Annotated in this window: 17 protein-coding genes; 9 read left to right on the plus strand and 8 right to left on the minus strand. The window is 70.0% G+C overall.

The annotated features are described in order from the left end of the window. Positions 1-2,076 precede the first annotated feature (2,076 nt). Positions 2,077-3,801: a general secretion pathway protein GspE gene (locus tag LXT21_RS26680; RefSeq protein WP_254041202.1), complete on the plus strand. Its 1,725-nt coding sequence runs from the start codon at positions 2,077-2,079 to the stop codon at positions 3,799-3,801. 182 nt (positions 3,802-3,983) lie between these two features. Here the strand turns inward: LXT21_RS26680 and LXT21_RS26685 are convergent, their stop codons facing one another. Next, the gene (locus LXT21_RS26685; RefSeq protein WP_254041014.1) at positions 3,984-6,773 is read right to left on the minus strand and encodes a vitamin B12-dependent ribonucleotide reductase; all 2,790 of its coding nucleotides are present in this window, start codon (positions 6,771-6,773) and stop codon (positions 3,984-3,986) included. Positions 6,774-7,775: 1,002 nt separating this feature from the next. On the opposite strand from LXT21_RS26685, the gene LXT21_RS26690 reads away from it, so the two are divergent. Further along, positions 7,776-8,117, plus strand: coding sequence for a (2Fe-2S) ferredoxin domain-containing protein (locus tag LXT21_RS26690; RefSeq protein ID WP_254041015.1), 342 nt, complete (start codon positions 7,776-7,778; stop codon positions 8,115-8,117). Between the two features lie 74 nt (positions 8,118-8,191). Here LXT21_RS26690 and LXT21_RS26695 read toward each other — a convergent pair whose 3' ends face one another. The 3 genes from LXT21_RS26695 to LXT21_RS26705 all read right to left on the minus strand — a co-directional run bounded on the left by LXT21_RS26695 (position 8,192) and on the right by LXT21_RS26705 (position 11,771). Continuing rightward, positions 8,192-9,349, minus strand: coding sequence for a lytic polysaccharide monooxygenase (locus LXT21_RS26695; RefSeq protein WP_254041016.1), 1,158 nt, complete (start codon positions 9,347-9,349; stop codon positions 8,192-8,194). Positions 9,350-9,489: 140 nt separating this feature from the next. Continuing rightward, positions 9,490-10,200 carry a Bax inhibitor-1/YccA family protein gene (locus LXT21_RS26700; protein WP_254041017.1) on the minus strand — a complete coding sequence of 237 codons (711 nt, stop codon included), beginning with the start codon at positions 10,198-10,200 and terminating at the stop codon, positions 9,490-9,492. A 98-nt stretch (positions 10,201-10,298) separates the two neighbouring features. Then, positions 10,299-11,771: a hypothetical protein gene (locus LXT21_RS26705; protein WP_254041018.1), complete on the minus strand. Its 1,473-nt coding sequence runs from the start codon at positions 11,769-11,771 to the stop codon at positions 10,299-10,301. 225 nt (positions 11,772-11,996) lie between these two features. On the opposite strand from LXT21_RS26705, the gene LXT21_RS26710 reads away from it, so the two are divergent. From LXT21_RS26710 to LXT21_RS26740, 7 genes are all read left to right on the plus strand, one after another. After that, the gene (locus LXT21_RS26710; protein ID WP_254041019.1) at positions 11,997-12,431 is read left to right on the plus strand and encodes a hypothetical protein; all 435 of its coding nucleotides are present in this window, start codon (positions 11,997-11,999) and stop codon (positions 12,429-12,431) included. Positions 12,432-12,730: 299 nt separating this feature from the next. Then, positions 12,731-13,225, plus strand: a complete 495-nt coding sequence (locus LXT21_RS26715; RefSeq protein WP_254041020.1) for a hypothetical protein — start codon at positions 12,731-12,733, stop codon at positions 13,223-13,225. 95 nt (positions 13,226-13,320) lie between these two features. Then, complete coding sequence (locus LXT21_RS26720) at positions 13,321-13,704, plus strand: hypothetical protein (RefSeq protein ID WP_254041021.1); 384 nt, start codon at positions 13,321-13,323, stop codon at positions 13,702-13,704. Between the two features lie 15 nt (positions 13,705-13,719). Further along, positions 13,720-14,361 (plus strand): hypothetical protein, encoded by a 642-nt coding sequence (locus LXT21_RS26725; protein WP_254041022.1) that lies wholly within the window; start codon positions 13,720-13,722, stop codon positions 14,359-14,361. Then, positions 14,333-16,057, plus strand: coding sequence for a hypothetical protein (locus LXT21_RS26730; RefSeq protein WP_254041023.1), 1,725 nt, complete (start codon positions 14,333-14,335; stop codon positions 16,055-16,057). Before LXT21_RS26725 ends, LXT21_RS26730 begins: the two co-directional genes overlap by 29 nt. Next, complete coding sequence (locus LXT21_RS26735; protein WP_254041024.1) at positions 16,054-16,482, plus strand: MerC domain-containing protein; 429 nt, start codon at positions 16,054-16,056, stop codon at positions 16,480-16,482. Before LXT21_RS26730 ends, LXT21_RS26735 begins: the two co-directional genes overlap by 4 nt. Before the next feature lie 63 nt (positions 16,483-16,545). Then, positions 16,546-17,094, plus strand: coding sequence for an isochorismatase family protein (locus LXT21_RS26740; RefSeq protein WP_254041025.1), 549 nt, complete (start codon positions 16,546-16,548; stop codon positions 17,092-17,094). A 3-nt stretch (positions 17,095-17,097) separates the two neighbouring features. Here the strand turns inward: LXT21_RS26740 and LXT21_RS26745 are convergent, their stop codons facing one another. The 4 genes from LXT21_RS26745 to LXT21_RS26760 all read right to left on the minus strand — a co-directional run bounded on the left by LXT21_RS26745 (position 17,098) and on the right by LXT21_RS26760 (position 21,210). Further along, on the minus strand, positions 17,098-18,597 hold the full coding sequence (locus tag LXT21_RS26745; protein WP_254041026.1) for a hypothetical protein: 1,500 nt from the start codon (positions 18,595-18,597) through the stop codon (positions 17,098-17,100). A 103-nt stretch (positions 18,598-18,700) separates the two neighbouring features. Next, the gene (locus LXT21_RS26750; RefSeq protein ID WP_254041027.1) at positions 18,701-19,576 is read right to left on the minus strand and encodes a metal ABC transporter permease; all 876 of its coding nucleotides are present in this window, start codon (positions 19,574-19,576) and stop codon (positions 18,701-18,703) included. After that, a complete protein-coding gene (locus LXT21_RS26755; protein ID WP_254041028.1) occupies positions 19,557-20,378 on the minus strand; it encodes a metal ABC transporter ATP-binding protein in 822 nt (273 codons plus the stop codon). The genes LXT21_RS26750 and LXT21_RS26755 overlap by 20 nt, the downstream gene beginning before the upstream one ends. Further along, a complete protein-coding gene (locus LXT21_RS26760; RefSeq protein WP_254041029.1) occupies positions 20,365-21,210 on the minus strand; it encodes a hypothetical protein in 846 nt (281 codons plus the stop codon). The genes LXT21_RS26755 and LXT21_RS26760 overlap by 14 nt, the downstream gene beginning before the upstream one ends. Between the last annotated feature and the right edge of the window lie 4 nt (positions 21,211-21,214).

A 21,214-nucleotide genomic window follows, 5' to 3' on the forward strand; every position in this document is an offset into this window, starting at 1 on the left:
TCGCGCACGGGCGTGCCCACGGTAGCCGGGCCTGTTCCGCCGGGGATGGGACCTCGGCCTCCGCAGGGAGTGAGCGGTCCGGGACCTCAGGGCCCCGTGCCCCCGGGCGTCGCGGGGACTCGTCCTTCGAGTCCGGGCATGCCTGGGCTGGGCGCCCCGCAGGGGCCGGTACCTCCAGGGATGGCGGGTGCTCGGCCTCCCTCGGGAACGGGCTTCCCCACGGTCCCTGGGCCTCAGGGGGCCATGCCTCCCGGAATGCAAGGGGGCCGACCTCCGCCGATGACCGGAGGACCCGGAGCTCCACCGCCGCCGGGCATGGTGCGTCCGCCGCAGCCCGTGGGCGGCATGAATCCCGAGGTGGGTGGTTCAGCGCCGCGCCCGCCGATGGGGCTGCAGCAGCCTCCGGGCATGAAGGGGAGCGCCGCGCCACAACCTCCGGGGATGGCTCCAAGAGGCGCTCCGACGCACATGGCTGCCGGCACGATTCTGCCGAGCATCGGACCAGGAACACCCTCGGCCGGCGATGTCTCGCAGGCTCCGCTGAGCCGGCTCGATGTGTCCGCGGAGGCAGAGTCTGACCTGGAGATCCTCTCCACGGAGGACAGCGCGCCCGCGTCGATCTCTGCTGTCTCCGTGGCCGAGGTCGCCCTCGGCGGAGGAGCGCCCGAAGTCTCCAGCGAGGTACTCAGTGCTCGCGAAGGCGGTAAGGCGCAAGCGACCGATGCCTCCGATGTCTCGGCGGTTCGAGAGGGCGGGGCACCCGACGTCTCTCAAGAGGTGCTCGGCGATGGACCGGCGAAGGCCGTGGATGTTGCCGATGTCTCGGCGGTTCGAGAGGGCGGGGCACCTGACGTCTCTCAAGAGGTGCCTGGCGTTCTCGACGATGGACCGGGGAAGGCCTCGGATGTCGCCGATGTCTCGGCGGTTCGAGAGGGCGGGGCACTCGGCGTTCTCGATGATGGACTGGTGAAGGTGACGGAGGGCTCGGCGGTTCGGGAGGGCGGGGCACCCGACAGCTCTTACGCGGCGCTCGGCGTTCTCGCTGATGGACTGGCGAAGGCCACGGAGGTCTCGGCGGTTCGTGAGAGTGGAGCAACCGAGCTCGCTCACGAGGCGCTTGGCGCTCTCGAGGATGGACTGGCTGACGTCTCAGCGGCTCGTGAGCGCGGCGCACTCGACATCTCGCAAGAGACGCTCGCTCATCTCGACGACGGGCCGGCGAAGGCGGCGAACGTCTCCGACGTCTCGGCGGTTCGTGAGGTGGTCGCAACGGGTGTCGATGAATACGCGTTCGGTGCTCTCGACGATGGACCGGTGCAAGTGCCGGGTCTCGCTTCGTCGAACTCCGCGAGTCTTTCGGGCGAGTCCCCCGTGGTGGCTGCGACGGACGATGCGGTCGCCATGGCGAGTCCCTCGACGGAAACGACCTCGGATGCACGAGGGGCCGAGGATGGTGAGGCATCTGCACCTCTCTCTGTCTCGTCGCTGAACGTCGAAACAGCGAGCGACCTGACACGAAGCAACGCGTCCGAGGAGGGGCTCCTCTCTTGGGACCGTGCTGAGGACAAGTCGCCGCAGTTCACGACGTCCGAAATCTCCGAGGCACCGTCGAGTGCGGGTGACGCGAGTGCTCGAACTGTGCCGAGTGGCGAAGTCGCCTCACTCGATGCCGTCGCCAAGTCCCCCGAGCCGTTGATCGGAGCGGCGACGCACCTCACCCAATCAGGTGTGGCGGACGAACGCATCGAGGTCCCTGCGAATGCGCAGGGCGGTGTGCTCGAGCCCACCTCCTCGGATGATGCCAGTGCCACATCTCACGCGTCCCAACTCCAGGACGGAGAGGACACGGCTTCAAAGACCGAGATCTTGGCGCGAGTCGAGGAGCACGCCTCTCCTGCTGACAACGCCGCGACAGCATCCCAATCCGAATCGTCAGCCCATGGCGACGCCGAGGCGGCTCGACTCTCCACTCGTGAAGAAGTCGGGGATGGCATGGCGGTGGCTCTTCCCACCGCAAGCTCCGAGGCAACGACGCTGGATGGAATTGTAGCACCTGCTGTCGACACGGTTACGGACGTGGCCCTCGCGTCGGTGATTGCTTCCGCGCCGTTCGCGGTCGAGTCGCAGACCGCATCACAAGGCAGCTCGCTCCCCACTGCGGAGGTCGATTCGAGTGCCTCGGCTTCGCATCGTGCGTCCGCGGAGCCTCACGCAGCCGGAGATGTCTCCGCGTCGGATGGACGCATCACCAGCCAGGACGCGAGCCCGCTCGATGACTGGGGCGATGTCGCGCAGCCTGAAGTGCGGGTCACAGGGGCCTCCGCGGAGGTGGAGCCCATCGCGCGTGAGGTGCGGTCCACAGAGACGGCTGCGCCCGAGCTGGCCGCTGAGCCCTCGGCCGCCCTCGCCCCCGCGCAGCCCAACGGCAGCGCGACGGCGGAGGAGTCTCCCGCGTCGGCTGCGCATGAGCCCCAGACCGCCGCGCCGTTGAACGACTCGACAGGGACGCACGTCGAGCCTTCCACCACCGTGGCCTATCTCGACGAACCCGAGGTGAAGCCTCACGCCGAGGCCCCGTCCTCGACGGAGGGCCGTGCGTCGGAGCACCCCGAGGCCGCCGCTTCCGACCGCACGGATGCGCCGTCCGACGAACACTGGGAGCTCATGAAGGCAACGCTCGGTGACGCGAGCCGGGTTGCCCAGGAAACGTCATCCCCCGCGATTGACTCGAGTGCTCCGTCCCCCGTGCTCGCCGAGAGCGACGTGGGGGAGACCCTGACGCTCGAAGCCGCGGGGACGATGCTCGCATCCCACGGCGAGTCCTCCGGCGCCGCATCCGTGGCTCCTCCTCCCGTAGAGTCACCGTCACCCGTCGAAGCCGAACCCGTCGCTCACTCCGGCGCGGAAGTGATTGGACTGCGCGAGCCCCGGCCGCCCGACGCGGAGCTCGTGCCCTCTGTTCCACAGCCCAGGCCCACCGCGCCGCGCCGTGCGGCCATCGAGTTGGACGAGCTGCCGGCGGCGGACGATGCCCCGATGCAACTCGCGTCGACGTGGGAGTTCGTCGGGTGGCAGGGCACCGAAGGCAACGGAACCATCGGCCATTCCGCGGAGAGCACGTGGGAGGACCGCGCGGTGGACCTCGAGGGCAACGCTCGCTCCGCGGCGCCAGCGGGTGCCACCACGGAAATGCCCCTCGCCTCCGCCTGGGACTTCATCCAGCAGCCCTGGCAGCCCCAGGCGCGCGCCCCCTCGGAAGCACTGGCGACGCTGCTGGCCGCCGCGGACGAGTCCACTCCGGACGTGAACCCGGATGGCCCCAAGATCTCCGCGGACCAGGTCCTCACGGCACTCGATGACGTCGGCTCACAAGGCGTGCTCGGCAAGGTGTTGATCGCCTACTGCGCGGGCCGATTCCAGCGAGCCTTCCTGCTCGGCGAGAGCTTCGGGCTCGTGCGCGTCGGCCATGCGTGGGGGCCGGGGAGTGACAGCCCCGCGGTGGCCTCGCTCAAGGTGGACCTGGAGGCCCCGTCGCTGCTCGTGTCCGCGCTCGGCCAACTGGGGCCCAGCAGCTTCGATGCTCCATCCTGTGTCCAGGACGAGGCCATCTTCGCCGCGCTCGGCGGCCCCACGTCACACCTGCTCGTCGTCCCCATCCGTGCCCGAGGGCGTCCCGTGGCGTTCGTCGTCGCGGACTCGGGAGGCGCGCACGTGGCCACCACGACGCTCGATGAGCTGACGCGAGTGTCCGCGAAGGCCTCGGAGGTCTACGACCGGTTGCCCGCGACCCGGGCGGACTGAGCAACGCATCGCCTGCTCCGGTCGCGAGGTCCCCACCCACGGACCTCGCGCACCCCGCGAGTGCGGAGGTGGACGCCCAGCCTCCCGGCAACCCGCGTCGGAACAGACGCGAGCGGAAAACAGCGAGAGCCCCGGAAGCAGTGTTCCGGAGCCCTCGAGTGCTTCAGCGCATCGCGCGAGGTTCAGCTGCAGCCGCTGGTCGCGCCGCAGTTGCCGCACTTATAGCAAGCGCCGCTGCGGACCATGATGGCGCCGCAGGTGTGGCATGGCGGGGCATCCGCCTGGTTGAGCCACGTCGCGCGCGTATTCGTCGACGGGAGCGACAGCGAGGCCGCCTGGGCGGGCAGGACGGGCTGCGTGGACGCGCCATCCGCGGGAGACAGGACGGCGTCCTCCACCAGGTCCTCGCTCGGCAGGAACTTCAGCTCGAGCCACCGGAAGATGTAGTCGGTGATGGACTTGGCGATGGGGATGGCGGGGTTGCCCGTGAAGCCGCTCGGCTCGAAGCGGGTGTGGCTCAGCTTGTCCACCATCACCTTCAGCGGGACTCCGTACTGGAGCGCCAGGGAGATGCTGGTGGCGAAGCTGTCCATCAACCCGCTCACCACCGAGCCCTCCTTCGCCATGACGATGAACAGCTCGCCCGGCGAGCCATCCTCGTACATGCCCACGGTGAGGTAGCCCTCGTGGCCGCCAATCGAGAACTTGTGGGTGATGGAGCGGCGCTCGTCCGGCAGGCGACGGCGCACCGCGCGAGGCTCGGGCTTCACGGCGGGCTCGACGACGTGGGCCGGTTCGGCCTTGCGCGTGTCCTTCACGCCGGCCTTGGAGGTGTTGAGGGGCTGGGTGCGCTTGCAGCCATCGCGGTAGACGGCGACGGCCTTCAGGCCACGCTTCCACGACTCCAGGTAGGCCTTCTCGATGTCCTCCACGGTGGAGTCAGAGGGCATGTTCACCGTCTTGGAGATGGCGCCGGAGAGGAAGGGCTGGCAGGCCTCCATCATCTGGATGTGTCCCATCCAGTGGATGCTGCGAGAGCCGTTGGCGGGCTTGAAGGCGCAGTCGAAGACGGAGAGGTGCTCGGGCTTGAGGTGAGGAGCGCCCTCGATGGTGTCGGCCTTGTCGAGCGAGGCGACGATGTCCTGAGCCTGAGTCTGGGGGTAGCCGAGCTTCTCGAGGGCCTGGGGCACCGTCTGGTTGACGATTTTGAGCATGCCGCCGCCGACGAGCTTCTTGTACTTGATGAGGGCGATGTCGGGCTCGATGCCGGTGGTGTCGCAGTCCATCATGAAGCCGATGGTGCCGGTGGGCGCGAGCACGGTGACCTGGCTGTTGCGGAAGCCGTGGGCCTCACCGAGAGAAAGCGCCGCGTCCCACGCGGCCTTCTGAGCGGCGTGCAGGTCGGCCGTGACGCCCAGCTGAGGGACGCTGTAGGCGGCCTTGCGGTGCTTGCGGATGACCCCGAGCATGGGCTCGGCGTTCTTCGCGTAGCCGGCGAAGGGGCCCTGCTTCTCCGCCAGTCGCGCGCTCATGGCGTACGCCTCGCCGCACATCAGCGAGGTGATGGCGGCCGCGTAGTTGCGGCCCGCGTCCGAGTCATACGGAAGGCCCGAGGCCATCAGCAGCGCGCCCAGGTTCGCGAAGCCCAGGCCCAGCGGCCGGTAGTCGTGGCTGTTCTTGGCGATGCGCTCGGTGGGGTAGCGCGAGAAGCCGACGATGATCTCCTGGGCCATCAACAGGACATCGACGGCGTGCTTGAAGGCAGGCACGTCGAAGTCGCCCGCGATGTCGCGGAAGTGCATCAGGTTCAGCGAGGCCAGGTTGCACGCCGAATCGTCCAGGAACATGTACTCGGAGCACGGATTCGACGCGTTGATGCGCGCGGTGGTCGAGCAGGTGTGCCAGTCGTTCACCGTGGTGTCGAACTGCATGCCCGGGTCGCCGCACAGGTGCGCGGCCTCGGCGATTTCACGGAACACGTCCCGAGCCCGGTGCGTCTCCAGGGGAGAGCCGTCGCGCACGGCGCGAGTCTGCCAGGGGCCATCGGAGACGACGGCCTTCATGAAGTCGTCGGTGACGCGGACGGAGTTGTTGGAGTTCTGGAAGAACACCGAGGCGTAGGCCTCACCGTTGAAGGACGGGTCGTACCCGGCCTCGATGAGGGCCCAGGCCTTCTTCTCCTCGGCGGACTTGCACCGGATGAAATCGAGCACGTCCGGGTGGTCCGCGTTGAGGATGACCATCTTCGCCGCGCGACGCGTCTTGCCGCCGCTCTTGATGACGCCAGCGAAGGCGTCGAAGCCGCGCATGAACGACACCGGGCCGGATGCGGTCCCTCCGCCCGCGAGCAGCTCCTTGCTGCCCCGGATGCTGGAGAGGTTGCTGCCGGTGCCGCTGCCGTACTTGAAGAGCATGCCCTCGGTGCGCGCGAGCGTGAGGATGGACTCCATGGAGTCATCCACGCTGTTGATGAAGCAGGCGGAGCACTGGGGCTGCGCCTCGACGCCGACGTTGAACCAGACGGGCGAGTTGAACGAGGCCTTCTGGCGAAGGAGCAGGTGCGTCAGCTCGGCGTGGAAGGTCTCCTTGGCCGCGTCTGTGGCGAAGTAGCCGCCCTCGACGCCCCAGCGGGTGAGGGTGTCGACGACGCGGGCGACCAGCTTGCGCACGCTCGTCTCACGCTCGGGAGTGCCCGGGGTGCCGCGGAAGTACTTCGAGGCGACGACGTTGGTGGCCAGCATCGACCAGGAGCGGGGCACCTCGATGTTCTTCTGCTCGAAGACGGCCTTGCCGTCCTCACCGGTGATGCTCGCGCTGCGGTACTCCCACGCCAGCTCGTCCGCGGGGTCCACGCCCGGCGTCGTGAAGTAGCGCTCCAGCCCCAGCCCCGTCGCGACCCCCTTCGGCTTGCTGCGAGCCGCACGGCGCTCCTTGCCGTTGATCAGGGCCTTCGAACTCAGTTCCTTCTCCATGGCGCCACCCTCCGGGTTCACTCTGAGTTGGAATGCAAAATTTTGCGCAACGCTAAAGGCGCGAGATTCCGAAGGTTCCGGGGGCGTCACGCGGACAGGCGTGAACGGCTCCGGAGCGGGCTCGCGTAGCGTTGCTGGAGGCTCATCGCCTCGGACTTCCGTTGTGGAGATTGCTCGGCCGAAGACCGGGCGGGCGGGATCAATACGCCCTTCGCCTCGGCTGATCAAGGAACAGCAGCCACCCTATTAGTAGTGCCGGCGGACGTCGTACACACCACTAAATGGGTGCTAGCCCGCCTCCGCCAGTGCGGGCAGGACCCGTAGCAACCTGTAGCTCGGAGGGCGTGCAAGGGCGGATCTAGACCCTTGGCGCGAGCACCGCAAGCCGGGTTCCACGGTGACTGATAACAGCGTGCGAGACATGTATCGTCACTCCGATGCAAACGGGCGTGATCACTGGGGGACGTTTGCTGAAAGTCTGTGCCCGGATCCGCGCTGTCACAAGGGGGTCGATGATCCGCGAGCCCTCCGCTCGACAGTCCAGTCGCCGGGTGGCCAGGAGGGGGCCGATTTCGGACATCGGGTGGGCAAGGAGGCCCAGAAGGCACCTCGCGGTGGATCCACCGCGCCGGTGTCCGTGGGCCAGGGCTCTCCGGGGATCAGGCCACGACCTCGAGCGTCTGCGCGACCGCGCACCCGAAATGAGAGTGCGCGCCTCAGGTCAGCACGAAGGGGCGAGCACATCCCCGACACGTGAAAACGGATGCGGGGTCTCCGACGCAGGACCGGCGTCGGGCGGTTCGAACAGAAGCATCAAGAGCCCTGGCCGCGGCGCTCCGGACTCAATCGCTCGGGACGTCCCGAAGCGTCGTGGGGGACGGCCGTGATGTTTGTCTTTGTCCTCTCCTGAATCGGCCGAACCGAGAGCCCTTCGCTCGTCCGTCCCGTTGGGAGGACCAGGAAGGGGTCGATTTCATGCAACCCGCGGGTTAGGACGTGGGGATGCCACCTCCCTTCCAGCGCCACGTCTTCGTCTGTACGAACCGCCGACCCGACGGAAACCCCAAGGGGTGTTGCGCGACGAAGGGCGCGGAGGAGGTGCGCGCCGCGTTCAAGGCGGAGCTCGACAAGCGCGGGGTGAAGGGGCGGATGCGGGCCAACGCAGCGGGGTGCCTCGACACCTGCGCCTTCGGCGTCTCCGTCGTCATCTACCCCGAGGGCTCCTGGTACGCGGGCGTGAAGGTGGAGGACGTGCCCGAAATCGTCGAGGAGCACCTGATGAACGGCCGTCCCGTGGATCGGCTCCTGATGCCGTTCTCCCGCAAGGAGAAAGCGGGGAGCTGACGGCGGCGCATGGCCCCCGGCAACTCCCCGCCCGCAGACGTCATCGACTCATGCCCGTGAGGGCGGACGAAGCTTCAGCGCACGAACTCCCACGCGTCGCTCCAGTGGCTGCCCGTGCCCGGTGCGTAGTGCGACGCGGCGCCGTTGCACCAGCCGGAGTAGGGGAAGGGCTTGCACCGGTAGATGCCACCTTGGGTGCTCTCGACGAGCGTCCCCGCTGTGTAGCTGCCCAGTCCATTGGGGTACTTGAACTGCGCCGGGTCCCCGCCACCGCCTCCACCCGTGGGCTTCTCGATGTCGAGCTGGAACGCGTCGCTCGCCTCGCGCGAGTAGACGCGGTTCGCGGTGGCGCTGTTGGCGGGACGCACCGTGCCGTTCGTCTGCAGCTCACCCACCTGCACCCGGCTGGAGGTGGCGTTCACCTGCTGGGCCAGCTGGTAGATCCACGAGGCCGCGGGCGTCGCGGTGGAGAGCGTCAGCGGGTGTGTCTCCGCGTCACGGCCGCCGCTGTCGAACAGGCGCAGCGTCACCTTGCTCTGCGCGGGCAGGTCCTCGCGCGCCTGCACCGCGCCCAGCTCCTTCCACGTGGTGGGCGGCGGGGGCGTGTTGCTGAACTTCACGTCCGTGCACGCGTAGAAGGCCTCCGGGCTGTCGGAGCGCTGCCAGATGGCGTAGATGACGTGCTGGCCGGTGCGCCCCTGCGGGAACGGACAGGTGAAGCGGTAGCGGTTGTTCTGTGGGGCGGACGGCGCCGTCAGCGTGCAGAAGGGCGAGGCCTCCAGGTCCGACCACTTCAGCGGCAGCGCGGGGTTGTAGCCCTCCTTCGTGACGTAGAGGTGGAAGTACGCCGTCGCGTGCACCGCCGTCGCGTGGAAGACGAAGTCGAAGCGGTTGCTCGAGTCCGGCGAGATGAGCGTCGCGGGCCAGTCCGTTCGCGCCAGGTCCAGGCCCCGGTGGCTCTCGTTGGCCGCGCTGCACAGCTTGCCGTCGGCGATGAGCTCGCGGTGGCGGCCGTTGGCGTTGCCCTGCCGGACGCCGTTCCAGTCATAGAGCGCCTGGGTGCCGCCACTCTGGATGGCGGCCTTGCACGCCGCGGACTTGGGCGTCTCCGGCCCTTCCTTGAAGCAGCTGTAGACGCGGCTGAGCGGCACCTCCATGGAGCCGTGCGCGGACGCCAGGCTCGAGGACAACAGGGACAGCGCCACGAGGGATGATGCGAGCGACCTCTGCATTGGGTTTCCTCCTGTGCGCACGGATGGAGCAGGGAGGGCCGGCAATCGGGTCAAACTCGCCCCAAGAAAAAAGCGGCGACACGTGCCCACATGGGCCGTGCCGCCGCTCGTCGCGAACGGAGGACTGTTGACTGCCGTGACTACCGACGGCGGCCGAGCAGCCGGAGGATGGCGAGGAACAGGTTGATGAAGTCCAGGTACAGCGTCAGCGCGCCGACGATGCTCACCGTGGCCGCGCTGCTGTGGCCGGTGTTGGCGTGCATCTCCCGCAGCTTCTGAATGTCGTACGCCGTCAGGCCCGCGAACACGAGGACGGACGCGCACGCGATGACGAACGACATCATGTCACTGCGGATGAAGAGGTTGACCATGCCCGCCAGCACCACGCCGATGAGGCCCATGAAGAGGAACGTGCCCCAGGCGCTCAGGTCCTTCTTGGTCACCGTGCCGAACAGCGCCATGGCGCCGTAGACACCCGCCGTCAGGAAGAACGCCTGCGCGATGCTGCCCGCAGTGTAGACGAGGAAGAGGATGGAGAACGTCATCCCCGTGAGTGCGGAGTAGCCCAGGAACAGGGCCGCGGCCGCCGGGCCCGACAGGCGGGGCGCCAGGAACGACAGCGCGAACACCGCGGCCAACTGCGCGATCATGAACCCGAACCGCCACTGGAGCACCGTGCGCAGGAGCGCCTCGTTGCTCAGCGTCACCATGGCCATCACGCCGGTGACAAGCAGCCCCGCGAACATCCAACCATGCACGCGCGTCATGAACGCGCGCTTCGACTCCTGCACCAGGACGGAGTTGACCGAGTCGCTCTCGGCCGTCTGCCATCCGGAAGTTTCCCAGGCCATGTAATCGTGTCCTTTCGCGCCAGGAACCGGCCCCGGCGGCGCCACTGCTTATAGCGTCTTCGACCCGGGCGTGCGCGAACCCTGGCCGGAGCCCTTCCTTAAATCGCCTTCCACGCGAGCAAAAGCTTCGAGGCGACCTCGGTCGTGATGAGGGGCAGCACGCCGCCGCCGCCCACGATATTCACGATTTCCGCCATGGAGCCGCGGCACACGCCGCCCCATGCGGGCTGCTTCGCCAGCCCCACGGACGCGTAGGCCGAGTAGTCCACGAAGAACGACGTGGGCAGCACTGTCCCGTGGGGCTCCACCAGCAGGTGGTCCTCGGGAGGAGAGTCGACGATCTCCTGCACCACGAAGCCGCCGCCCGTCGGGTCGCTCGCCGCGCGCGCGCACAGCTCCGGCCAGCCCAGGGGCGCGCCATACGCCGCCGTCACGCGCTCGATGTACGGCACCGTGCCCGCCGAGCGACCGAGGAACACGGCCTTGCCGCCGTAGTCCCACGCCCGCTTGAGCACGAAGCGAGCAGGGGTGCGCGCCACCTCGGCCACCACGTCGTCCAGCTTCGTCCCATCCGGGCCCGATGTCGGGCCCGCGCGGAACAGGCGCGTCCAGGGGACCGACGCGCGGATGGACTCCAACTCCGTGGGCGTCAGTCCCGCGGCCTCGGCGAGCTCGGGCTCCGCCAGGGCCTGCGACAGGCGCGCGAAGGTGGACTTCACCTCGACCTGCGACGCGGGCGGGTTGAGGAACACGGCCTTCTTCCCGGGCACCGTGGCGAGGAAGTCCTCCACCCAGGCAGATGGCTGCTGCTCGAGCCGCCGCACGAAGAGGTGGCGGTAGACCAGGTCGTACTTCTTGCCGCGCACCTCGAACGCCGCGTCGCCGGACACCTCGTCCGGGTGCACGATGTCCGCGTCGGCGCCGAGCTCGCGGAAGCGCTCGCACAGCCACCTCAGCTCCGAGATCTGCGCGTCGTTGCGGCGGCACAAGAGCGCCACCGTGTCGGGGAACTGGCCGGGGCGCTCGGCGGCGTACCCGTCCAACAGCGAGCGATAGAGCGCCAGCGCGTTGCTGCCGTTGAGCGTCAGCAGCGAGGGCAGCGCCTTCTCCGGATAGCGGAAGTGGCGCGCCACCACCTCGATGAACGTGCGGGCCGCGATGTCCGAGTAGCCCTGCATGGCTGGAATGGTCGCGTTGACCTCCAGCGCCCACGGCTTTCCACCGGAGACGAAGTAATCCACGCGCGTGGTGGCCAGTCGCACCGCCTGGGGCCAGGTGCGCTCCGCGAGCGCGCGCTCGAGCGGGGAGAGCGAGGCCAAGAGGAGCTCCGCGTCGGGCGCGGCGAGCCACGCGCGCGCCATCTTCACCGTGGCGGAGGCCAGGTGCGCGGACAGCTCCGCGCGGCGGCGAATCTCCGCGGCGTCGAGGATGACGGGCGTCGCGGTGATGGGGATGGGGCGCGTGGTGCCGTCCGACTGGGTGACGGCCAGTCCGCGCTTGTACGCGAGCTGCGCGAGTTCGGGCGCGAAGTGGCGCGCCTGGTGTCGCAGCACGTCGATGAGCTCTTGCACGGGTGTTTCTGTCCTTCTCGAGATGCCGGGGCCTGCCCGGGGCGGCGAACCTATGCGCGGACAGGCTCACCGGTCCATCGGCGCGCCGCCTGCACGGCGCCGCTCGCCGCGACCGCCAACAAGCCACTCATCCCGTCGCGCGTCGCGGATTCGCTCGTGTGACTTGCACGCGCGCTCCGTCTGGCTTACAACCGCGTTGCGTTCAACGCTGGAATCCCTATCACCGTGAGCCGCTCCCTACACTCGCTGCCCTCGCGTCTCGTCCGGTCGCGCCTCCTGGCGCTGCCGCTCGCGGCTGTGTGTGCGCTGGCGTACATGGGGACGGTGCTCCACTTCGCCATGGTCCAGCACGCCACGTGTCTGGAGCACGGTGAGGTGGTCCACGTGGAGGAGGGGGGCTCGCACACCGCCCCCGTCGCCGAGGAGTCCTTCGACGACGTCCGGCTCACTTCGCGTGACGACGCTCCCTCGGGCCACGGTGCCGAGGCCCACTGCGTCCACACGTTGATCCGTCGTGAGGGTCCTCCTCCGACAGAGGTCACCCCGGTCATCACCCGGGTGCCCACCCGTTCCTCGCCGGCGCTGGCCGTGTTCCGCTTCCACGCGGAGCCCGTTGCTCGCCTGCACCTGGCCCCCAAGGCCTCTCCGCCTCGCGCCTGAGTCAGCACCCAGGGTACGCGTCCCTCGCTCCCGGCACAGTCGTGCCGTGAGAAGGCCGCGGTCCGTGGTCGACGGCTGACGTCCGGTTCCGGAATTCGGAGCCCTGCGTCAGACGTCGCGCGACGCGCCGCCGGATGACTCGTTTCCCCTGCGTGCACGCTCTCGCCCCCCGTGTCGCGCACGGTTCGCGCGATTCCCACCCCGTCATCCGTGTCTGTCCTGGCTCTGCCCGCGCGGGTGGGGTCCGTGGCGGCGTTGGTGGCTGGGTATCCGCAGTCCATCCACGTGGAGCTACACACATGAACAAGAAGCTTCTGGCCGCCCTCCTGATGTCCACCGCGCTCCTGTCCACCGCTTGCGGTGACGACGACGAGCCGCACGACGAGAACGTCGACGTCGAGGGGTGCGAGCACCTGCGCGAGGGCCCAGCCGCGGCCGTCAACGCCACGCTGACGGGCACGCCGCCCTCCGTGTCGAATGATCACCGTCGCTACGACATCGCGCTGGTGGATGGCGCGGCCGGGCATCGGGGCTCGGTGTCGTTCGCCGCGGCGGAGGCCACCGACTACGTCCTCTACCTGAGCGCGAACGTGCCGGTGTCCATCACCGACGCCAGCGGCGCGGCGGTGGAGATCGAGGAGAGCGCCACCAGCTCCGAGTCCTGCACCGACATCAAGGGCCGCCACGTCGTCCCGCTGTCGGTCGGCACGTTCACCTTCACCTTCGGCCCCACCCCCTCGGCGTCCGTGAACCTGGTCGTCGAGGAGGCGTCGCACGAGGGCCACGAGCACTAGCCGGCGACGTGTCCGGGGCCTCGCGAGGGGCCCGGACCTTTCCCCAACCGAATCCGGGGTCGGCCTTCCAGCCGGCCCCTCCTGGAGAGAAGACCATGGGTACCTTTCAGCAGTTCCTGACCGAGAAGCAGATTGCCTCCGACGCGTTGCTGCGCCTGTCCCGTCAGCTGGAGTCGCAGGGGAGCGATGGCCGTGCGCTCGCGCGCAAGCGGACCTCGAAGCGGCGGGACAAGGAGACGCAGGGCAAGAGCTACGCGGACCTGTCGCTCGACAAGCCGAAGAGTGGCCGGGGCGTGAGCTCGCAGCAGCTCCAGGCGGCGCTCGAGGACAAGCCGTTGCCCCGCAAGGTGCGCGGCAAGCTGGTGAGGGCCATCAACGCGGTGCTGTCCAAGAAGGGCGGCGCGGCGGTGGACTCCAAGGCCCTGTTCGGTGACACGGCCATCCGCGCCGGCGGCCCCGCGAAGAAGTCCGCGAGCTGAGGTCCGGAAGCCCCCATGTCCGGACCTGAGGCCCTTCAGCTGCTTCCCCACGACGTCCTCCGGGACGCGGACCGCTTGTTCGACGTCACCATGTGGTGTCTCGGACAGGACGTGCGCTGCCCGGAGGGGAACCTCCTCTTGCGTCGGGGGCTCACGCGTCACGCCCGGCCCGAGGGCGTGGAGGGGCAGAGCGCCTACTCCATCGCGCTCGCGCACGGCGGGAGGCTGTCGCTCTGGGGCTTCGGTGCGCTGTGCGAGTGCGGTCAGGCCGTCTTCGTCCCACGGGACGGCTTCGCCCCCCGCTGGTTGGAGCAGGCGCCCGCGGGCCCGGCCTTCCAGGCGAGCGCGCTGGGCCCCTCGCGGGCGCCGGCCACCGAGACAGAGCGGCGGGAGGTCCACCAGTGTCTGGTGGAGCTCGCCGAGTGGTTGGCCGGGCACGAGGACTGGGTGCTTCGGGAAGTGGGACTGGACTGGAGGCGTGCGTGCGTCGCGTCGCGGCGCAAGGCGTCTCCCGTCTCGCCGGAAGCGCTGGCCGCCGCGTGGTGGCGGCTCGGCGCGCGCATTCGCTCACTGGGTTGTGAATTCGAAGCCTGTGGCGCCTCGGATGCCGGGGCACTGGGAGGACATCATGCTGTCGCGACTGCTGCGCAACGATGAGCCATCCGTCTACGTCCAGGCCGCCTGGGAGGACGTCGCGGACGACGCGCTCCCGAGTCCCCGGCTGCGTGAGGGACTGGGCGCCTCGCACCTGAAGGTGAGCACGCGCGTGCCGTTGGCGCAGGCCTGGTTCGACCAGGGGCTGAGCCTCTTGCACCTGGGCTGGGGCGCCGAGGCCCGCCGCGCCTTCGCGGAGGCGGCGCGGCAGGACCCCGAGCTGGCCATGGCGTGGTGGGGCCTGGCCCTGACACGCGGGCCGGGGGCGCGCTTCGCGTCCGCTCGCGCCGAGGCCATGGCCCGCGCGCTCGCGTTGAGCGAGGGGCTGCCGGACCTGGAGCAGCGCTACATCGTTGCGGCCAGCCTGCTGTCGGACAAGGGCCCCGCCAACGGTCGCCACGCCTTCATCCGCGAGATGGAGAGCCTCATCGACCGCTATCCGGAGGACGTCGAGGCGAAGCTGCTGCTCGCGGGCTTCCTCGTGGACGGCTACGAGCCGGACGGCCGTCCGGGACAGGGCCAGCCCTACGCGCAGGCGATGTTGCGCGACCTGATGCGCACGAGCCCGGACCACGTGGGCGTCCACTACGCCTGGGTGTGCGCGACGCTGCCGAGCTCCCGCCCCGAGCTGGCCCATGAGAGCGCGCTGCGCCTGCCCAGGCTCGCGCCCGGAGCGAGCCCCGTGCTGCTGGCCTCGGGGCGACTGCTGAGCCGGCTGGGCGAGACGGACGCGGCCTACCGGGTGCTGGAGGCCGCGGTGGAGACGGATGACGCGTACCTGTCGGCGGAGTCGCTGCCCGCGTCCTTCGCGCCGTGCGCGGAGCAGGCCATGCGGCTGCTCAGCCAGGGCTGCGCGGAGGTGGGGCGGTACAGCGACGCGCAGACGTGGGCGCGCCGCCTGCGTCAGCGCGTGGAGTCCGCGGGTTGCGAGGCCCAGGCGGTCCTGTTCGCGGCGTCCACGCTGGTGTCCACGCACCTGCGCTTCGGCTTCTGCCGCGCGGCGGCGGACGTGCCGCTGGAGCTCGCGGGTGAGCTGACCCCGGCCGAGCGGGGCCTTCGCGATGGCGTGCGTCTGTACACGCGCGGCATCAACGCGCTGGATGCGGGGAGGCTCTCGGAGGTGGAGCGCGCGTGCGAGGCGCTCGCGCTGCTGCACGCGCCCCTGTCCGAGCTGCGCCGTTCCGAGGGTCGGCAGCTGTGTCCGCGCGATGTCGCGCGCGTCGTGGAGGTGGCCGAGCAGGAGCTGCGCGGCTCGCTGGAGTCACGTCGGGGCGATGGTGGCCGCGCCGAGGCCACGCTGGTGCGCGCGTGGCGCATGGAGCGTCGGCTGCGGACCGCGGGCCCCTCGGCCTTCTCGCGTCCCGCGCGGGAGACGCTGGCCCGGACGCGGCTGCGCGGCGAGCGTGAGCAGAAGGCGTTGGAGCTGGCGCGCGCGCTGGTGGAGGAGCGGCCCGCGTGTGGCCACTACCGACTGCTCCTGGCCGAGACGCACGTGGCGATGGGGGAGCGGCTGCTCGCGGTGCAGGACTTCGAGCGTTTCCTCGAGCGGTGGCGTGACGCGGACGAGCACCTGCCGGAGCTGCGGCGCGCGCGCACGTACATCTCGGGCCGTGGGCGCATCCTGCGATTGGTCCACACGTCGGAGGTGCCGCCTCCGGTTCCCCCCGACTTCCTTCCCCTGGAGAAGGTGTCCTGTTGAGTTCTCTTGAACGGAGCGCAGCCGCGCCCTCGCGCTGGGATGGCGTGGGGCAGCTGCTCTCCGCGTTGTGTGTCGTGCATTGCCTGGTGCTCCCCGCGGTGCTCGGGCTGTTGCCCGCGGCGCTGGCGGGGTGGCTGGGCGGAGAGGGGGCTCACCGCGGGCTCCTGGCGTTGGCGCTGCTCGGCGCGCTCGCGGCCTTCCTCCCGGGGTGGCGCCTGCATCGCCGCGCGTGGGTGCCGGTGCTCGCGGTGGGCGGCCTCGGGTTGCTCGGCGCCGGGGCCTTCCTGGTGCCCGAGGGCGCGGGCGAGGCGTGGGAGGTGGGCCTCACCCTGGGCGGCGGCGCGCTGCTGGCCGTGGCGCATGGTCGCAACCGGACGTTGTGCCGCGAGTGTTGTCCGCCCGAAGCGGGCCGCGCCGAAGCGTGAGGCGTCGGGCGTCCACGGTGCCTCGCGCTTGACGGCCCCGCGCCATTCGCGCGAGGAGGGGGCATGGCCACCTTCCGCCTCACGCAGGACCAGACCGCGCTGCTCATCGTCGACGTCCAGGAGCGCCTGTGCGCGGCCATGGAGCGCGACGCGTTGGACCGGATGCTCGCGCGCACCAACGCCGCCATCCAGGGCGCCCGCGCGCTGGGCCTGCCCATCATCGTCACCGAGCAGTACCCGCAGGGGCTGGGCCCCACGCACTCGCTCCTGAAGATGTTCCTGAAGAACTACAAGGCGGTGGAGAAGCTCGAGTTCAGCGCGGCGGTGCCGGACGTGCTCGCGCAGCTGGGTGAGCGCAAGCAGGTGCTCGTGGCGGGAATGGAGACGCACATCTGCGTCTTCCAGACGGCGAGGGATTTGGCGGAGAAGGGGCTGTTGCCCGTGCTGCTGGCGGACGCGCTGCTGTCGCGCTCGACGGAGGACCGCCGCGTGGGGCTGGAGCTGTGCCGGGACGCGGGCGCCGTGGTGGCGACGGTGGAGACCGCCTTGTTCGACGTGCTCGGGCGCGCGGGCACGCCCGAGTTCAAGGCCATCTCCAACGCGGTCCGCTGACGCCTAGAACATGGGCGGCTTGTCGTCCTCGCGCATGTATCGCGGCGGTTGGAGGTTCGTGGGCGGCGGTGCTTCCTTGTGGGGCGAGATGGCCGGGCGTGACGGCGACAGCTCCCCCACGTAGAGCAGGCCGTGCGTGCCCTCGGACGTGGGCTCCTCGAACAAGGTGATGTGCGGGGACAGGCCCGGCATCGCCGCCACGCGTCCGCTGGGCGTCGCGCCGACGAAGCCGCACTGGATCTTCCCGGCGCGGTCCAGGTCGCAGCCCCACCGCGTGCCCTGCGCGTAGCTCATCTCCAGCACGACGAGCCGCGAGGACTTCATCAGGTGGGCCATGGGCGTGAAGGTCTTGTCCCACGGCGTGCCGGCGACGGTGCGCGTGTGCGTGTTGCCGGCGAGGACCACCTGCACCTCGTCCGGCAGCGCCTGCCTGCGACGATTCCAGAGGTCCGCCTGCGCCTGATCCCGCTCGCTGCCGCCCTTCAAGTCCGTGTCATAGGCCACCAGCGTCACGGCGAGCCCCGCGAGCCGCAGCGCGCGCACGCGGTCGATGAGGTCCAGGATGGCCCGGCTGCTGCGGCCGTCCTGATAGGGCCGATGCCAGAAGCGTCCCTCGAGCAGCGCGTCCTGGTCCGCCGGCCCACCGGGGCTCGCGAGGTAGCGGTCCAGCCGCTCCTGCTCCTTGCGAGGGATGGACACGCCCAGCGCGACGGGCAGCCCCAGCTCCGCGACCTGACACACCAGCTCGCCCACCACCGCGGGCGCCTCGCGTGAGCCCAGCTGTTCGCCCACCAGCAACGTGAGCCCGGGGGACAGGAGCGCAGGGAGTCCGCGCAGCGGCTCCTCGCATGGGCCCTCCCTGGCGCCGTCCTCCTTCCAGCGCGTGAGATAGAAGTCCGAGTCCCGCACGGGCGGCGGTGGACGCGGGGCCTCCTTCACGTTCCCGCTCACCACCTCCAGCGAAGGACCGGACTCCAGCCGCAGCGTCAGCTCCTTCTCCAGGTCCAGGTCTCGGGTCCCCTTGAGCGCGTTGCGCAGCTCGATGGGGCCGGCTCTGCGCGGCATGGCACGCGCGAGGCCGGTCTGGTTCTGGGCGGGGCTCTCGATGCTCATCTCCGCGCGCTCCCAGAGGATCTTCCACCAGTGGTCGCCGCGGCTGGCGTCGTTCCCGGACGACTGGAAGGTCGACTTGAACACGCGGACCACGGACTGGCGCGGACCCACGGCGATGCCCGTCACCAGGTAGCGGGTGTAGGTGTTGTTCGCCGTCCGCATGGAGTCACGGACCTCCCACGTGGTGAGCAGCTGGTGCGGGTCCTCCGTGTCCTCGAAGGTCATCCCGCGGTTGGCGAGCAGCTCCCGCGTGACGCCCAGCGCCTCCTCCAGGGGTTTCTGGAAGACGTGCTCGAACTGCGGCGTGTCCGGCTCCTCGGAGCGCGGGGCATGGGCACATCCCACGCACAGCATCCAGACGACACACCACCACCGGCCTTGTGGCTTCATGTGCAACCTCGCGTCATTCATCGTTGGGATGAACGGGGAACGGCCTTTGCGCGGGTGCATATCTGCGCGCCGGGGGATACCGCTCACCCGGCGCGCTCGGGCTTCAACTGGCTTTGCGTTGGACCAGCTGGATGAGTGCGCGCGCACCCATGGCCACGCCGACCAGGAGCGCGGCGACCACCGTCTGCGAGCCGCCCACGGGGAAGTCGAAGAAGTAGGCGAACATGTAGCCGCCCACGCCGGAGACGATGCCCACGAGCGTCGCCACGACGAAGGTCCACGGCAGCCGCAGGTCCAGCATCAGCGCGGCGATGGCGGACAGCGTGGAGAACGCGAACACGGGCAGGGCGCCCAGGGCCCGCGCGCACACGCCCACCATGACGCCGATGGACACCATCAGCACGCCGTCGAGCAGCCGCACCGGCAGCCCCTGCACCAGCGCGCCGATGCGGTCGAAGCTCGCGAAGGTGATGCCCCGGTACCACCACAGGTGGAGCGCCATCACCGCGACGCCCGCGACGGCCACGGTGCGCAGCTGCTCGGGTGTCACCAGCACCGCGGTGCCGAAGAGGATGCCCTGGATGTCGTGCGACTCCTGGGCGATGCGGTCTCCGACGAGGATGGCCGCACCGCCGGACAGGGCATAGGCCATGCCGAGCAGGCTCTCGCGCGTCAGGCGCAGCCGCGTGGGGTCCATCATCAGGAGCATCGTCGCCAGCAGCGCCAACGCGGTGGCGCCGATGACAGGCTCCACCTCGAAGCCCAGGTGGATGCCCGCGTAGAACGCGAGCGCCACGCCCAGGCCGGCGGACTGGGCCACCGCGGCGCTGACGAACACCATTCGCCGGAGCACCACGTAGACGCTCAGGAAGCCCAGCACACCTCCGGCCATGAGCGCGCACAGGAGCGGGTCTCTGAACAGCTCGAACCCCTCGACGAACTGCTGCCACTGGGAGGGTTCAGCGAGCATCGGGTCCACGGTGGGGTCCCTCGGGAGCGCGGTGGCAGTACTCGTCGCCGTACTGACGACGGAAGGCGGGGTGGCAGAACACGGTGCGCGCGTCGCCCACGACGAAGGCGGAGGTCTCCCGGTCCACGAACAGCAGCACGTCCGCGTGCTCCGCGGCGACCTCCAGGTCGTGGCACACCACCACCACGCCCAGGCCGCGCTCACGCGCCAACGAACACAGCCGCTGCATCGTCTCGCGCTCGGCGACGGCGTCCATCGCGGCGGTGGGCTCGTCCAGCAGCACCAGGTCCGCCTCGGTGGCGATGAGGCGGGCCAGCAGCGTGCGCTGCTTCTGGCCCTCGGACAACTCGCGGTAGGGCTTGTTGGCGATGCCCTTCGCGCCCGCTGTCTCCAGCGCCACCTCCACCGCGTCGCGCTCCGACTTGCGCGCGAACGGCCACAGGAAGCTCCACCCGCGCAGCCGTCCCCAGGCCGTCAGCTCCCGCGCCCGCAGCGGGAGGATGGAGTCGATGCTGGAGGTCTGCGGCACGTACGCGCTGCGCATCGCCGGATGGCTCCGGGAGATGGAGCCCGACACCGGCTCGAGCATGCCGAGCAGCGTCTTGAACCAGGTGCTCTTGCCGGACCCGTTGCGGCCCACGACGGCGATGAACTGGCCACGGCGGATGACCATATTGATGGGCGGCAACATGGCCTTGTCGTTGTAGCCGATGACCAGCTCCGTGCAGGTCAGCAGCGGCTCGCCCAGGGTGAAGGTCGGCGACACGGCGTGCGCGGCGCCCTCGGGAGTCACGGGCTCATCGGCCTTCACGTCGGACCTCCGCCTGGGGTTCCAGCTCCGCCAGCTCCGCGAGCAGCGCCTTGCGCGTCGCCTCGTTCTGCGCGGTGCCCAGGTCCAGCACGCCGTCCGCGCCGGGCGTCACCTGGGCCCAGTCCACCGCGTCGAAGATGCTCGGCGGCACCGCGAGCGACAGGTCCAGCTTCACGCGCGGCTTGTGCTCCCGGTCCGACGGGACGTCCACGGCCCCCGCCACGGTGAACAGCGGCTCCGCCTCCTCGCCGCCCGTGGACTCGAGCGTGAGGCGGAAGGGCACCTCCTGGAGTCTCGGGCTGGCGCGCGAGTCCCGCACGACGCCCGTCAGCGTGACGGCCGTCACCTCCCAGACGCCGCGAGTCACCGCGGTGCGTGGCAGCTCGCAGTCCGGCTCGCACTCCACCGGCGTCGCCGCCGACGTCAGCAGGTCCAGCGCGCCATCCACGTGCAGCGCCGCGACGACCGACGAGGACGCGCCGCCGCCCAGCTCCGCCTGGATGTCCTCGTAGTCCACGAGCGCGCCACTGTCGCTGTGGCAGTGGCCGTTGTGGCACAGCGAGTACCCCGGAGGAGGGTTGGCGGGGTCGAACGTCGTCGGCCCGCCGCCGCTCGCGCCCCCCACCAGCTCGACGTGGGAGACACCCAGCGCGGCCGAGTCCAGCCGCACCTGGTAGTCGGACGCGAGGCGCTGGAAGCCGTTGCCCGCGTCGCGCGTGGCCACCGGGGCATACGTCGCGTTGACGGTGGGCTCTAGCACGGCGAAGCCCTCGCCCGCGTCCAGCGCGCAGCCGGACAGCAACAACAGGGGAAGCAGTTGTCCGAGCTTCATGGTG

This window comes from Myxococcus guangdongensis (assembly GCF_024198255.1).
Lineage (GTDB): Bacteria > Myxococcota > Myxococcia > Myxococcales > Myxococcaceae > Myxococcus > Myxococcus guangdongensis.